Source organism: Actinomadura sp. NPDC000600 (assembly GCF_040492135.1).
Lineage (GTDB): Bacteria > Actinomycetota > Actinomycetes > Streptosporangiales > Streptosporangiaceae > Spirillospora.
Genome location: NZ_JBEUPD010000002.1, coordinates 370,686 through 384,058, shown reverse-complemented (window position 1 = coordinate 384,058; position 13,373 = coordinate 370,686). Strand labels below are relative to the sequence as shown.

At 71.7% G+C, this 13,373-nt stretch carries 15 protein-coding genes; 9 read left to right on the top strand and 6 right to left on the bottom strand.

The genetic code is table 11. From position 1 onward, the window contains the following. Window positions 1-227 precede the first annotated feature (227 nt). Window positions 228-716: a DUF1579 family protein gene (locus ABWI07_RS04575; protein ID WP_149261758.1), complete on the bottom strand. Its 489-nt coding sequence runs from the start codon at window positions 714-716 to the stop codon at window positions 228-230. 86 nt (window positions 717-802) lie between these two features. Between ABWI07_RS04575 and ABWI07_RS04570 the strand changes: the two genes are divergently transcribed. Then, entirely contained in the window at window positions 803-1,141 is a 339-nt protein-coding gene (locus ABWI07_RS04570; RefSeq protein ID WP_149261759.1) for an ArsR/SmtB family transcription factor, read from the top strand. Beyond that, entirely contained in the window at window positions 1,138-1,563 is a 426-nt protein-coding gene (locus tag ABWI07_RS04565) for an SRPBCC family protein (protein WP_160161043.1), read from the top strand. The genes ABWI07_RS04570 and ABWI07_RS04565 overlap by 4 nt, the downstream gene beginning before the upstream one ends. Before the next feature lie 241 nt (window positions 1,564-1,804). On the opposite strand, the gene ABWI07_RS04560 is transcribed toward ABWI07_RS04565, so the two are convergent. Continuing rightward, complete coding sequence (locus ABWI07_RS04560; RefSeq protein WP_353817707.1) at window positions 1,805-2,500, bottom strand: GntR family transcriptional regulator; 696 nt, start codon at window positions 2,498-2,500, stop codon at window positions 1,805-1,807. 156 nt (window positions 2,501-2,656) lie between these two features. Here ABWI07_RS04560 and ABWI07_RS04555 point away from each other — a divergent pair, with 156 nt between their 5' ends. Next, window positions 2,657-3,181 carry a YbhB/YbcL family Raf kinase inhibitor-like protein gene (locus ABWI07_RS04555; protein ID WP_353817706.1) on the top strand — a complete coding sequence of 175 codons (525 nt, stop codon included), beginning with the start codon at window positions 2,657-2,659 and terminating at the stop codon, window positions 3,179-3,181. 154 nt (window positions 3,182-3,335) lie between these two features. Here the strand turns inward: ABWI07_RS04555 and msrA are convergent, their stop codons facing one another. From msrA to ABWI07_RS04540, 3 genes are all read right to left on the bottom strand, one after another. Continuing rightward, a complete protein-coding gene (gene msrA / locus ABWI07_RS04550; RefSeq protein ID WP_149261763.1) occupies window positions 3,336-3,845 on the bottom strand; it encodes a peptide-methionine (S)-S-oxide reductase MsrA in 510 nt (169 codons plus the stop codon). A 245-nt stretch (window positions 3,846-4,090) separates the two neighbouring features. Beyond that, window positions 4,091-4,390 (bottom strand): hypothetical protein, encoded by a 300-nt coding sequence (locus ABWI07_RS04545; protein WP_149261764.1) that lies wholly within the window; start codon window positions 4,388-4,390, stop codon window positions 4,091-4,093. 122 nt (window positions 4,391-4,512) lie between these two features. Next, window positions 4,513-5,586, bottom strand: coding sequence for a GNAT family N-acetyltransferase (locus ABWI07_RS04540; RefSeq protein WP_353817705.1), 1,074 nt, complete (start codon window positions 5,584-5,586; stop codon window positions 4,513-4,515). Between the two features lie 30 nt (window positions 5,587-5,616). Between ABWI07_RS04540 and ABWI07_RS04535 the strand changes: the two genes are divergently transcribed. After that, the gene (locus ABWI07_RS04535; RefSeq protein WP_149261766.1) at window positions 5,617-6,105 is read left to right on the top strand and encodes a MarR family winged helix-turn-helix transcriptional regulator; all 489 of its coding nucleotides are present in this window, start codon (window positions 5,617-5,619) and stop codon (window positions 6,103-6,105) included. A 131-nt stretch (window positions 6,106-6,236) separates the two neighbouring features. Here ABWI07_RS04535 and ABWI07_RS04530 read toward each other — a convergent pair whose 3' ends face one another. Then, window positions 6,237-6,803, bottom strand: a complete 567-nt coding sequence (locus ABWI07_RS04530) for a hypothetical protein (RefSeq protein WP_200842135.1) — start codon at window positions 6,801-6,803, stop codon at window positions 6,237-6,239. Window positions 6,804-7,310: 507 nt separating this feature from the next. Here ABWI07_RS04530 and ABWI07_RS04525 point away from each other — a divergent pair. The 5 genes from ABWI07_RS04525 (at window position 7,311) to ABWI07_RS04505 (ending at window position 13,345) form a co-directional block, all read left to right on the top strand. Further along, window positions 7,311-8,762, top strand: a complete 1,452-nt coding sequence (locus tag ABWI07_RS04525) for a serine/threonine-protein kinase (protein WP_353817704.1) — start codon at window positions 7,311-7,313, stop codon at window positions 8,760-8,762. A 152-nt stretch (window positions 8,763-8,914) separates the two neighbouring features. Further along, a complete protein-coding gene (locus ABWI07_RS04520; RefSeq protein ID WP_149261767.1) occupies window positions 8,915-10,279 on the top strand; it encodes an amino acid permease in 1,365 nt (454 codons plus the stop codon). 26 nt (window positions 10,280-10,305) lie between these two features. Then, a complete protein-coding gene (locus tag ABWI07_RS04515; protein WP_353817703.1) occupies window positions 10,306-11,514 on the top strand; it encodes an arginine deiminase in 1,209 nt (402 codons plus the stop codon). Further along, a complete protein-coding gene (gene argF, locus ABWI07_RS04510) occupies window positions 11,511-12,449 on the top strand; it encodes an ornithine carbamoyltransferase (RefSeq protein ID WP_353817702.1) in 939 nt (312 codons plus the stop codon). The genes ABWI07_RS04515 and argF overlap by 4 nt, the downstream gene beginning before the upstream one ends. Continuing rightward, on the top strand, window positions 12,446-13,345 hold the full coding sequence (locus ABWI07_RS04505; protein ID WP_353817701.1) for a carbamate kinase: 900 nt from the start codon (window positions 12,446-12,448) through the stop codon (window positions 13,343-13,345). The genes argF and ABWI07_RS04505 overlap by 4 nt, the downstream gene beginning before the upstream one ends. Window positions 13,346-13,373 lie beyond the last annotated feature (28 nt).

Here is a 13,373-nt window from a genome sequence, read left to right as displayed (position 1 = left end):
CGGCCGACGCGCTCGGTATCGAGATCGATCACGCTTACGACCCCTCGGCCGGTTGCTGGGAGTGGCGATGGGTCGACGGCCCCGCGCCTTCACGGGTGGCGGAGGATCTCGGCGACGCCGCCGGGCGGGTGCGCCTCGATCGAGCACCTCACCCACCGCTACGCCGCCCGCCCCACCCGCCTCTCACACCAGCCCTGACCGGGTGAGACATCTGATCTGCGGAGGGTTCAGCGGCGAAGGACGGCGCCGGGACCGGCTGCCCTCGTGAAGCTCATGTCCATCCAGTGCCGCCAGTTCGAGCCGTCGTCGGTGCGCTCCCATTCGGCCGTCATGGACTCGCCGTCTTCGGCGATCACCAGCGTCGCCCGCTCCGTCTCGCCGGCGAACGTCCAGACACCGCCGTCGTCGACGCTTGCCCGCATGGTGACGAAGTGGCCGTGATTGTCGAAGGAGCGCATGGGGTAGGTCCGGCTCTCCGGATCGTAGGGCCCGATCATCTCGATGACCTCGACGCGTTCCTCGTTCATGCGCACGTCCACGCGGTGAATGAGAAAGTGCTCGCCCGCCAGCCACTCGTAGGTGTCCGACCCGGCGATGCGGATCTCCGGGTCGCTCGCGGTGGCCGCTGTACGCCCCTGCGAACGCCAACGGCCGACCAGCGCGCCCAGGCGCTGGTTCTCCGGTCGGGGGGCGCGGGCGTTGCCGTCTCCTGACATGGCGGGTCCTCGTCACCGATAGAATGTAAGATGTTGCTTAAACACTTACACAGTCTCCCGGCAGTGCGCAACGAAGGCGGTGGCCCATGGACGACGCGCTTCGCGCCGTGGCGGACCCGACCCGCCGCGCCATCCTCGTCCTGGTGCGGGATCGCGAGGTCTCGGCGGGTGAGATCGCCGAGCGCTTCCCCGAGATCAGTCGTCCGGCGGTGTCCCAGCATCTGCGGACGCTGGCAGCGGCCCGCCTCGTCGACGTCCGGCGCGCCGGCAACCGCCGCTTCTACCGGCTGCGCCCCGAAGGGTTGGCCGAGGCGGCGACGTTCCTGGAATCAATGTGGTCCACCTCGCTCAGCCGCCTCCAGCACGAAGCCGAGCAGGAAGAACACGCGCACACCCGCGAACAGGACGCGAAGGGATCGCTGTGAGCAGGACGATCGAGCAGACGTTGCACATCCGCGCGCGTCCCGAGACGGTCTGGCGGTACTTCACCGACCCGGCACGCCTGGCGCGCTGGTGGGGAACGGCAGAACTGGACGCCCGCCCTGGCGGCACTCTGCGGGTTGCGATGCACGAGGGCCCATGCCCGGTGATGCGCGGGCGATTCGTGGAGCTCGTCCCGTACGAACGCCTCGTCTTCACCTTCGGCTGGGAGCCGAAACCAGGAGCGCCCGACATCGCACCAGAGGCATCCCGAGTCGAAGTCACCCTGACCCCGGATGGTGACGGCACCAAGCTCACCCTGCGCCACAGCGGTCTACCGGCCGCCCTCGATGAGGAGACCAGCGACGGCTGGGCCCACCTGCTCCGCCGTCTGAGCGAAACAGCAGAACGCCAGGAACCCCGCTGAGCCTGAACGAACTCGGCGCCGACCGCACCGAGCCCGCAGAGCGCGCAGCCGGGCAGCGCGCCGCGGGCACTGGCGTGCGGGACGCTGATCAGCGGAGCGAGTTGTCGACCAGCAGGTCGGTGCTGCCGGAGGCCTTGCCCACGATGCGGGGCGCCCGGCCAGGGCCGCCCAGGATCACGGCGTGGGGGTCAGCCGTCAGCCTGGACCGTCCATGACCGGATGTCAGTGGTCCGCGACCCCGTCAGGTGGGCGCGGCGTCGTTGTGGTCGGTCAGCCCGGCGGCGGTCAGGGTGAGGTGCCGGGTCAGGACCTCGGTCGCTGTGTCGGCGTCGCGGGCCAGTGCCGCCTCCTCCAGCCGGCGGTGCTCGCCGACGGCGTCCCGGCCGGGAGCGCGGAGCGCCGACAGGCGGCGGGCCAGTTCGCTCGCGGTCCACAGCCGGTCGAAGGTCTCCAGCAGGACGGGGTTGCCGCACCCGTCCAGCAGGGTGCGGTGGAAGTCCCGGTGGGCTTCGGCCCAGGCGTCGCTGTAGTACTCGCCCTCGTCCGGCACGTGCGTCGGGGTGCGGGCCAGCCGGTGATGGGCGGCGCGAAGGCGGACCTCCCAGTCCACGTCCCCGCGCTCGATGGACATGCGCAGCGTGACCGGCTCGATCGTCCGGCGGGCCTCCGCGATCTGCTGCCAGCGGAGGTCGGAGAAGGCCGGGACGGCGAAACCGCGGTTGGGCAGCCGCTCGGCCAGCCCCTCGCCGACCAGCCGCACGAGCGCCTCGCGCACGACCGCCAGGCTCACGCCCTGCTGTTTGGCCAGGTCCTGCGGTTTGAGGGCGGCCCCGGGGGCGTGTCGGCCATGCATGATCGCATCCCGCAGGTGCGCGTGGACCTGCTCGGAGAGCATCTGCTTCCCCGACGGCGGCGAGGTGTGGAGCGGCTGACTCATGGACGCCAGCATAGACGATTCGGAAGATAATCGATTATTAGTGTTATGGTCGATTCACAGCGGACGGACGGCGGCGGCGTCGCAGCCGCGTGCTGCCGGCCGTCGTCGACCGCATCGCCGCCGCCCGTCGTCACGATTCGAAAGGAACGACGCGACATGAGCGCCAACGACCCCTTCGCCCGCCTCCCCGAGGCGGCGTCCTTCTCCGTGACCAGCACCACCGTCGCCGACGGTGGCGTCTGGCCGCCCGGGCAGTTCTCCTCGGGCGTCCCCGGCGGCAAGGACCTCTCACCGCAGCTGTCCTGGAGCGGTGCCCCGGAAGGGACCAAGAGCTACGCCGTCACCGTCTACGACCCCGACGCCCCGACCGGGTCCGGGTTCTGGCACTGGGCGGTCGCCGACATCCCCGCCGAAGTCACCGAACTGCCCGAGGGCGCTGGCGACGACACCGGCTCCGCTCTGCCCGAAGCCGCCTTCCAGTTGCCCAACGACGCCCGGGCGGCCCGCTACATCGGTGCCGCCCCTCCGGCCGGGCACGGCCCGCACCGCTACTTCGTCGTGGTGCACGCCCTCGACGTCGCCTCGATCGGTGACGCCACCCCCGCCCTCCTCGGCTTCACCATGACCGGCCACATCCTCGGCCGCGCGGTCCTGATTGCCACCGCCGAGACCGCCGCCTGATGAACGGCAGTGAGGGTGGCTCTCGACCGCGAGAGTGGTCGAGAGCCACCCTCACCACATCGAGGCACGGGGCAGCCGCAGGCGGTTCAACGTTGTCGTAGTCGCCGGCACAGCGCGGGGACGGCGCGTGCTGATGCTCGCGCCGTCCGCTGTGTCAGGCTTCGGCGGTCCGCTTGGGCAGCTTCCAGCCGGGGCGGGGGAAGTGGCAGGTGTAGCCGTTCGGGTACTTCTGCAGGTAGTCCTGGTGCTCGGGCTCGGCTTCCCAGAAGTCGCCGGCGGCGGTCACCTCGGTGACGACCTCGCCCGGCCACAGGCCGGACGCGTCGACGTCGGCGATGGTGTCCTCGGCGACCTTCCGCTGCTCCTCCGAGGTGTAGAAGATCGCGGAGCGGTAGCTCGTGCCGATGTCGTTGCCCTGCCGGTTCACGGTCGTGGGGTCGTGGATCTGGAAGAAGAACTCCAGCAGCGCCCGGAAGTCGGTCTGGCCGGTGTCGTAGACGACCTCGATGGTCTCGGCGTGGGACCCGTGGTTGCGGTAGGTGGCGTTGGGCACGTCGCCGCCGCTGTAGCCGACGCGCGTGGAGACCACTCCGGGCTGCCGGCGGAACAGCTCCTCCATCCCCCAGAAGCAGCCGCCCGCGAGCAGGGCCCTCTCGGTTGCCATGTTCCTCGTCCCCCTCGTCTCCTTTGTCGATGACTACAGCGGTCATCGCCTCGGCGCTATTCCGCGCCGCTCACCTAGCCTCGCGTCGCTTCTTCCATTCGGCGACGACGGCCTCGACGTGTTTGCGGATGTCGTCACTGCGGTCCGCGCTGCCGTTGACGTCACGGCACGCCTGGTCGTACTCGGCCCACAGGGCATCGTCGGCGAGGCGGAACTTGCGCTGCGGACTGCCCGGTGTAGGGATGTCAGCCGCCCAGCTTCGCGACCAGCGAGCGCAGGTGGGGGGTCGCAGCGTTCTCCTGGCCGCGCTTCACCCACTCCGCGATGTGTTCGCTGACCAGTTCGGCGAGGCTCGCGCGCTCGTCGTCGCTGAGGTCCACCGTGGTCGTGGTGTTGGTCCGGCAGTCGTAAGCCGTGAAGAGGATGTCCCCGACGGCCTGTTCGGCCGCGGGAGGCTTGCGGTTGCGCTGAGCATGCCAGTCGGCACTGTTGTTGACGACGCCCCAGCCGTGCAGGGCTTCGTAGTTGGTGAGTTCGAGCCTCATGGGGCCGGCACCTCTCGCTGCAAGGGTGTGGCCACACCCTTGCAGCCACTCTACGCAGGTGTGGCCGCACTGGTGGCGCAGGCGACGGTCCGGTGCGGGACGACTCCAGGCTCGAATGCCGCTCAGCCGGTGCGGACGGGCTCCTTGGTGAGGCGGATGGTGCCGTCCTCGCCGGGGAGCGGGGCCGGGTCGTATCCCTCGCTCCGGTAGAGCGCGATGTTGTTCCGGCTGCCCGCTCCAGTGGACAGCACGATGCGGCGGCAGGCGGGGTCGGCGACGGCCTCCGCCGTACGGAGCAGCCAGCGTCCGAGGCCGCGCCCCCGCAGGTCGGGGGAGACGCCGAGCCGCCCCACGTGCCATTCGGCTTCGACGCGGCGGGTCCGCACCATGCCGAGGAGGCGGCCGTCCCGCCACAGTCCGACCGCGTCCCAGTCGGCGAGCCACTCACGCACCTGCTCCACGGACTCGTGCAGCGCCGGGACGGTGCCGGGGTCGTTGGCAAGGGCCTCGTCCACCCAGCAGCACCGCTGCAGGACGGTCACCTCGGGGGCGTCGTCCGGCGTCAACCGCCGCAGGTAGGACCCCGGTTCGGGCCCGGCCACCGACTCGGGCCGCGCCTGCTCTCGCATCGGCCTGAGCGCGTGCGCGACCCGGACCAGTTCGTCGAGGACATCGATCGCGGCCATGCCGGCAGTGGGGGCGGGCCGCACTTCCCCGTCCTGCACGGCGTCGGCGATGCGGAGAGCGACCGTGGCCCCGAGCGGCACCAGGCGCAGCGTGGTCAGCACCTGCTTGGCGTGCTGCACGGACCTCGTGCCCGCCGAGGTGTTGCCGTAGCTGACGAAACCGACCGGCTTCCACGCCCACTCGCGGGAGAGGTAGTCCAGTGCGTTCTTCAGGGACGCCGGCATCCCGTAGTTGTACTCCGGCGTCACGACGATGACGCCGTCCGCCGCGTCCACGATCGCGCTCCACCTTCGCGTGTGCTCGTTGCGGTACACGCCCGACGACGGATGCTCCTCCTCGTCGAGGAACGGGAGGCCGAGGTCGGCGAGGGCCACCGGCACCAGCTCGGCGCCGAGTTCGGCGGCGCGGGGAGTGATGGTCTCGGTCAGCCATGCCCCCACCGCGGGGCCGAGGGCGCCGGGCCGGGTGCTGCACACCAGCACGAGGACGCGTACCTGTTTCGTTGACATGTAAATGAATCTAGACGATAGGTTGTTTACATGTCAAAGAATCCGTCGGACGGGTCGGTGCGCTGGCTGACCCCGGACGAGGAGCGGGCGTGGCGGGCCTTTCGCCGCATGATGATCGCCGTCCAGACCGGCACCGCGCGCGACCTCTCCCAGGTCGGCCTCTCCGAACCCGACTACGAGGTGCTCAGCACGCTGTCGGAACGGCCGGACCACGCCGGCACCCTGCACGGGCAGGCCGCGAAGATGGGCTGGTCGCGCAGCCGCCTCTCCCGGCACGCCACCCGCATGGAGGCGCGCGGCCTCATCCGGCGCGCGCCCGACCCGGACGACGGGAGGGGCTGCCTCCTCGTCCTCACCGAACACGGCCTGGACACTCTGGTGGACGCCGCGCCCGCGCACCTGCGATCGGTGCGCCACCACTTCATCGACCGCCTCGCACCGGAAGACCTGACGGCCCTTGAGCACATCGCCAGAAAGGTGGAGCCCCCAGACGAGGCACCCCGGCCACCCCAGACCTGACACCGCCGCTGTCGCGTGCTGTCCCGCTTTCCGTGGGGTCGGTCTTGTTTGGCTGCTGTGCCTTCGCGTTCACGCGAAAACGCGAAGAAGGGCGCTCACCGTGGCGAGCGCCCCTCTTTGTCTTGGTGTGGCTACTTGAGGAAGGGGAGGCGGCGAACCAGCGGGGTGCCGGCCCACCAGCGGCCCAGGCCCAGGGTGTCGCCGGCGCTGACCAGAGCCAGACCCACAGCCAGCAGGGCGTAGACCAGGTGGTCGTCCATGAACGGGTTGTTCTCCGGAGGCAGAACCGCCGCCCACATCATGACCAGCAGCGCCGCCCCGGCACCGGCCGCGAGACGCATCCCGATCCCCAGCATCAGCGCCGCGCCGATCCCCGCCAGGCCGAGCATGAACAGCCAGTCCGCCCAGGCGAGCCCTGCCAGATCGTTGTAGAACCCGGCCAGCGGGCCCTTGGGGGCGTGGGCCAGGAACCCCTCGGTGGGGCTGCCGCCGTCGATCCACCCCTTGCCCGCCGGGGTCTCATGCCCCAGCCCGAACGCCTTGTCCAGGAACGCCCAGAAGAACACCCACCCCAGCGCGATCCGGGCCACTGCCCACACATACCGCGCGGCCGGCGACTCGGTGATCGGCCTGGCCGCCACCACCTTCAGACTCACCAGAGCCCGGCGCCCGCTGATCCTGTGCTCGGAGACAGCCATTGTCGTCCCCACCCTTCCCATCGAACCCCGAACTCCTGTCACTGATCATTCAACGCACCCCGAACCACCCCCCATAGGTGCATTCGCCCCACCCTTTAAGGGACCTTCGTCCCACAATGAGCACGGAGACCAGAATGCACGCAGCGGGGTGGCCGACCGCTGGGACGCCCTCCAGCCGCGTCGTCCGGAGCCCAGCTCCACGCGTCCATCCGCGGCCAGTGGCGTCCGTCAGGTGGAGGCGCGGCGCAATGAGGGACTTTCGGCCCTGGGTCGGGCATCGGCCAAGGCGGTCTTATAAGTGATGCGCGGGAGGAACCGCGGAAAGGGTGCGGAGCAGCGGCTTGCCGTTCACCACACATCTCGGATCGCTGCCTAAGCGGCGAAGGGCTCCTCCCGCGCGACACATCACCGACCGGCGGGTCGGAGGGCTTCGTCACCCGCAGGTCGCCTAGTCATACAGAAGTGTTTGTTTGACAGGGCGTGCGGTCGGTGGGCTACGGTCCTGGCGTGGCTGAGGACCTCGGGCGAATGCTGCTGGGTCGGTACCGGCTCATGGATCCGCTGGGACGCGGCGGTATGGGCACGGTCTGGCGCGCGTACGACGAGCGGCTCGGCCGCCGGGTCGCGGTCAAGGAGCTGCGGCTTCCCGAGGGCCTGGACGCCGAGCAGCGCCGCGCGTGGACGGCCCGGCTCGATCGGGAGGCGCGTGCGGCGGCCCGGCTCCGGCACCCCGGCATCGTCACCGTGCACGACCTGGTCACCACCGGCGACGGGCAGCCGTGGATCATCATGGAACTGGTGCCCGGTCCGTCCTTGGCCGATGTGCTCGCCGAGCACGGCCCTCTCTCACCGGACCGTGCCGCCGCGCTCGGCGCGCGGGTGCTGGACGCGTTGCGCGCGGCCCACCGGGCGGGCATCGTCCATCGCGACATCAAGCCCGCCAACGTCCTGTTGGAGGGCGACCGGGTCGTCCTGACCGACTTCGGTATCGCCGCCGTCGAGGGCGACGCGACCCTGACGCGTTCGGGCGCACTCCTGGGGACCCCTGCGTACATGTCCCCGGAGCAGGTCCGCGGCCTGCCCGCCGGCGCCGAGTCCGACCTGTGGTCGCTGGGGGCGACACTGCACACCGCGGTGGAAGGCCGTCCGCCCTTTTCGGGCACCAGCCCCGGAGCCGTCTTCGTCGCCGTCGCGACCGAAGAACCGGCTCCCGCTCCCCACGCCGGTCCCCTCGCACCGGTCATCCACGGCCTCATGCGCAAGAACGCGGCCGAACGGATGGGGCTTGACCAGGCGCTGGAGATGCTGAACGCGCTCGCGTCCCAGCAGGCCGGGTTCGCTCCCGCGCCGGCCGGCGGGCAGGGCTCGCCCGGCGATCCGCCCGGGCCGGTTCCCGGACCAGCGCCCAACATCGCGCCACCACCGCAGGGGCCTCCAGCGCATCAGGCTCCGTGGCAGCCACCGCCGCCGTACGTGTCGCGCCCGAGCAGACACATCGGCCGTTGGCCGGGGTTCCTCATCGCTGGCGCAGCGGCACTGCTGATGGCCACGGTGCTGCTGCCCTGGCAGACGGTGACCGTCTCCGGGGCGGGCCTCCCCCACATCCCGCCGACCACCTCCTCCGGACTCGGTTCGGCCTGGGGCTGGGGGATGCTGCTGTGCGCGGCGGCGGCAGCCGCGCTCGGCGTCCTCGGCGGCGTCCGGTCCAAGGGCCGGCTTGCGGCGACCGCTGCGGCGCCGGCGCTGGTCGGCCTGCTCATGCTGGCCATCGCGGCCGTCCTGCCTCAGATCAAGAAGCCCGCGATCCCGAACGCGAAGGTGCTGCCTCCAACGCTGGTCCACCTGGCGAGCAGTCACACCAAGGTCTCCATGGGATTCGGGTGGTACCTCGCGGCGCTCCTGACACTGCTGGTCATCGGCCTCAGCATCGTTTCCCTCGTGCTCGCGACCCGGGACTGAACACCGGCGCGGTGCGGTGACCGCCGGACGAACGTCTTCACGGGGCGGGACCTTGGTCCGGGGTTTTGCGGGACCGACGACCGGCGACCGGGCGGGACGCCGGTGATCGACTGAGTGTCGCGGCACGCAGGCCGCTGATCGAGGAGACGCTCATGGGCACGCAATCCCCCCGCCGAAGACTGGGTTTCTGGATGGCCTCCGCACTCGTCGTGGGCAACATGATCGGCTCGGGCGTCTTCCTGCTGCCCAGCTCGCTGGCCGAGTACGGCCCCATCAGCCTGATCGCCTGGGTGTTCACCAGCGCGGGCGCCGTGCTGCTGGCGCTGGTGTTCGCCCGCCTGGCCCGCGCCTACCCGCGGACGGGCGGGCCCTACGCCTACGCGCGGCGGGCCTTCGGCGACTTCGTCGGATTCCAGACGGCCTGGGGCTACTGGATCGCGGTCTGGGCGGGGAACGCGGCGATCGCGGTGGCGTTCGTCGGCTACCTGGCCCACTTCTGGCACGCGCTGGCCACCGACAGGGTCCTGGCGGCCGCGGTGGGGATCGCGGTGATCTGGCTGCTGACCGCCGTGAACGCCTACGGCGTCCGGCAGGGCGGCGCGGTCCAGGTCGTGACGACCGTGCTGAAGCTGGCGCCGCTGCTGCTGATCGCGGTCGGCGGGCTGTTCTTCATCAAGTCCGCCAACTTCGGGCCGTTCAACGCCAGCGGCGAGGGCGCCTTCTCGGCGGTCACCGCCGCGGCGGCGCTGACGCTGTGGGCGTTCATCGGCCTGGAGTCGGCCACCGTCCCTGCCGAGGACGTCGAGAACCCCGAGAAGAACATCCCGAGGGCCACCGTCGCCGGCACCGCCGTCACCGCGCTGATCTACATCCTCGGCACCGTCGCCGTCCTCGGCCTGGTGCCCGCCGCCGCGCTGGCGACCTCGACCGCGCCGTTCGCCGACGCCGCCGACGCCGCGTTCGGCGGATGGGCCGCCGACCTCGTCGCCGCGGGCGCCGCGATCAGCGCGTTCGGTGCGCTGAACGGCTGGATCCTGCTGCAGGGCCAGGTGCCGTTCGCCGCCGCGCGCGACGGCCTGTTCCCCCGGGTCTTCGCCCGCACCGGACGCGGCGGCACCCCGGTCGGCGGCCTGGTGATCTCCAGCGTGCTGGTGACGGCGCTGATGGCGATGAACTACAACGCGAGCCTCGTCGACCAGTTCACGTTCGTGATCCTGCTCGCCACCCTCACCACCGTCATCCCCTACGCCTACGCGGCGGCCGCCGAGCTGGTGCTGCTCGCGACCGACCACACCGCGTTCTCCGGACGCCGGCTCGCCCGCGACGCGGTGATCGCGCTGCTGGCGTTCGGCTACTCGGTGTGGGCGATCTCCGGCGCCGGCCAGGAGGTCGTCTTCAAGGGCACGCTGCTGGTCTTCGCCGGGTTCCCCGTCTACGCGTGGCTCAAGTACCGCGACGCCCGCACCCCGCTCGAGGCCGTCGCGAGCCGGCCCGAACCGCCCGCCAAGGCCGCCTGAACCGCCGCTCGAAAGGAAAGATCTCCGTGTTCACCGTTTCCTCCGAGGTCGGGCGGCTGCGGCAGGTGCTGCTGCACCGCCCCGACCTGGAACTGCTCCGGCTCACCCCGGCCAACAAGGACGACCTGCTCTTCGACGAGGTGCTGTGGGCCAAGCGCGCCCGGCAGGAGCACGACGTGTTCGCCGACACGCTGCGCGAGCGCGGCGTCCAGGTGCTCTACCTCGCCGAACTGCTGGCCGAGACCCTCAAGAACGACCAGGCGCGGGCGCACGTGCTGGACCACACCGCGTCCGAGACCGTGCTCGGGCCGACGCTGGCCGGTCCCGTCCGGGCCGCGCTGGACGGGCTCGACCCCGACTCCCTCGCCCGGCACCTCATCGGCGGGCTGACGAAGGCGGAGACGGGCCTGGCCGTCCACAGCCTGCTGCTGGCCTCGCTCGACGACGGCGACTTCGTCCTGCCGCCGCTGCCCAACCACCTGTTCACCCGCGACCCGTCGGCCTGGGTGTACGGCGGCGTCACCCTGCATCCGATGGCCAAGCCCGCCCGACGCCGCGAGACCCTCCATCTGGACGCGATCTACCGGTACCACCCGATGTTCGCCGAGCAGCACCCGCCGGTCTGGTATCCGGGCGCCGGCTTCGCCCTCCCCACGCTCGAAGGCGGCGACATCCACGTCCTCGGCAAGGGCCTGGTCCTGGTCGGCATGAGCGAGCGGACGACGCCGCAGGCCATCGAGCTGCTCGCCCAGCGGCTGTTCGCCGCGGGCGCGGCGCACCGCGTCATCGCCGCCCAGCTGCCCCGGCGGCGGGCGTTCATGCACCTCGACACCGTGATGACCATGGTCGACCGGGACGCCTTCACCGTCTACCGCGGGCTGCCGCCGCTGCGGTCCTACACGCTCACGCCCGGACGGGCCGCCGAGGTCCTCGTGCACGAGAACGAGGCGCTGTTCCCCGCGATCGCCCGAGCCCTCGACCTGCCGCGCGTCCGCGTCCTGACCGCCGAGCAGGACGTCCGCGCCGCCGAGCGCGAGCAGTGGGACGACGGCGACAACGTCCTGGCCCTCGAACCGGGCGTCGTCGTCGCCTACGAGCGCAACGTCACCACCAACACCATGCTCCGCCACCACGGCATCGAGGTCGTCACCATCCCCGGCAGCGAACTCGGCCGCGGCCGGGGCGGCCCCCGCTGCATGTCCTGCCCCCTGCTCCGCGACGAGGTGACCCCATGAAAGACCTGCTCCGCGCCGCCGACCTCAGCGCCGACGACCTGGCCCTGCTGCTGAAGCTGGCCACCGGGTTCCAGGACGAACCGGGCGCGGCTCACGACCTGCTGGCCGGCCGCATCGTGCCGATGTACTTCGCCAAGCCGTCCACCCGGACCCGCCTGTCCACCGCGGCGGCGGTCGCGCGGCTCGGCGGCGCGCCCGTCACCGTCGGGCCGGACGAGCTGCAGCTGCGGCGCGGCGAGACCATCGCCGACACCGCCCGGGTCATGGGCTCCTACGCCGCCGCGATCGTCATCCGCACCTTCGCCGACGCCGACGTCGAGGAGCTGGCGGCCGCCGCCCCGATACCGGTGGTCAACGCGCTGACCGACGGCCACCATCCGCTGCAGGCCGTCGCCGACCTGCTGACCGTCAAGGAGCACTTCGGCGAGCTGCGCGGCCACCGCGTCGCCTACGTCGGCGACGGCGGCAACAACGTCGCCCGCAGCCTGATGGAGGCCGCGGCGGTCGCCGGCATGGAGATGGCCATCGCGGCCCCGGACGGCTACCTGCCCCGAGAGGAGGTCCTCGCGTCCGCGAGGGCCGAAGCCGAACGGCGCGGCGGAAGCATCGCGGTGACGCATGACCCCGCCGGGGCCGTCAGGGGCGCAAGCGTCGTCTACACCGACGTCTGGCTGTCCATGGGGGATTCCGAGGACGAACGCGCGCGCCGCCGTTCCGTGTTCGCCGCGTACCAGGTCGACCAGGACCTCATGAACGGCGCCGGTGAGGACGCCGTGTTCATGCACTGCCTTCCCGCCCATCGCGGGGAGGAGGTCACCGCGGCCGTCATCGACGGCGGACGGTCGCTGGCCTTCAGGCAGGCCGCCAACCGGCTCCCGGCCACCCAGGCCGTCCTCTACGCCCTCCTGACCGACCAGTTGGAGGGACGGCGATGAGGATCGTCGCCGCACTCGGCGGCAACGCGCTGCTGCGGCGCGGGGAGCCCCTGGACGCCGCCGTCCAGATCGCGCACGTCCGCGAGGCCGTCCGCGGCCTCGCGGCCCTCGCGGACGGCAACGACCTGATCGTGACGCACGGGAACGGCCCGCAGGTGGGGCTGCTGGCGATCGAGAGCGCCGCCGACCCCGAGCTCGCCGCGCCCTACCCGCTCGACGCCCTCGGCGCCGCGACCCAGGGCATGATCGGCTACTGGCTGATCCGCGAGCTCCGCCGCGTCCTCCCCCACCGGGAGGTCGTCGCCCTGCTGACCGAGACCCTGGTCGACCCGGCCGACCCCGCCTTCCGCGATCCGACCAAGTTCATCGGCCGCGGCTACCCGCCGGCCGAGGCGCGGCGGCTGCGGGACGCCAGGGGGTGGGCGATGCGCCCGGACGGCCGCGTGTGGCGGAGGGTCGTCCCCTCCCCCGAACCGCGCGGCATCGTGGAACTCGCGTCCATGCGGCGGCTCGTCGACGACGGCTGCGTGGTGATCGCGGCCGGCGGCGGGGGCGTCCCGGTCGACCCGGACCACCACGGTGTAGAAGCGGTGGTCGACAAGGACCTCACGGCCGCGCTCCTCGCCGCGCACCTGAAGGCGGACACGCTGATGCTGCTCACCGACGTCCCCGCGGTGATCGCCGGCTACGGCACCGCGGACGCCCGTCCCGTCGGACTCATCACGCCGTCCCGGCTCCGCGCGATGGACCTCCCGAGCGGCTCCATGGGGCCGAAGGCGGAAGCGGCCTGCCGGTTCGCCGAGCAGCGTCCCGGCGCCGTGGCGGTCATCGGCTCGCTCGCCGACGCGCCCGCCCTGCTCGCCGGTGAGGCGGGCACCAGAGTCGAGGCACCATGAGCGTCGCACCGCCTGCGGCGTGGCGTTC

Excerpts from the sequence above, each read along its gene's own strand:
- ABWI07_RS04575 (WP_149261758.1), bottom strand. The coding sequence starts at position 716 with ATGTCAGGAGACGGCAACGCCCGCGCCCCCCGACCGGAGAACCAGCGC.
- ABWI07_RS04570 (WP_149261759.1), top strand. The coding sequence starts at position 803 with ATGGACGACGCGCTTCGCGCCGTGGCGGACCCGACCCGCCGCGCCATC.
- ABWI07_RS04560 (WP_353817707.1), bottom strand. The coding sequence starts at position 2,500 with ATGAGTCAGCCGCTCCACACCTCGCCGCCGTCGGGGAAGCAGATGCTC.
- ABWI07_RS04555 (WP_353817706.1), top strand. The coding sequence starts at position 2,657 with ATGAGCGCCAACGACCCCTTCGCCCGCCTCCCCGAGGCGGCGTCCTTC.
- msrA (WP_149261763.1), bottom strand. The coding sequence starts at position 3,845 with ATGGCAACCGAGAGGGCCCTGCTCGCGGGCGGCTGCTTCTGGGGGATG.
- ABWI07_RS04545 (WP_149261764.1), bottom strand. The coding sequence starts at position 4,390 with ATGAGGCTCGAACTCACCAACTACGAAGCCCTGCACGGCTGGGGCGTC.
- ABWI07_RS04540 (WP_353817705.1), bottom strand. The coding sequence starts at position 5,586 with ATGTCAACGAAACAGGTACGCGTCCTCGTGCTGGTGTGCAGCACCCGG.
- ABWI07_RS04535 (WP_149261766.1), top strand. The coding sequence starts at position 5,617 with ATGTCAAAGAATCCGTCGGACGGGTCGGTGCGCTGGCTGACCCCGGAC.
- ABWI07_RS04530 (WP_200842135.1), bottom strand. The coding sequence starts at position 6,803 with ATGGCTGTCTCCGAGCACAGGATCAGCGGGCGCCGGGCTCTGGTGAGT.
- ABWI07_RS04520 (WP_149261767.1), top strand. The coding sequence starts at position 8,915 with ATGGGCACGCAATCCCCCCGCCGAAGACTGGGTTTCTGGATGGCCTCC.
- argF (WP_353817702.1), top strand. The coding sequence starts at position 11,511 with ATGAAAGACCTGCTCCGCGCCGCCGACCTCAGCGCCGACGACCTGGCC.
- ABWI07_RS04505 (WP_353817701.1), top strand. The coding sequence starts at position 12,446 with ATGAGGATCGTCGCCGCACTCGGCGGCAACGCGCTGCTGCGGCGCGGG.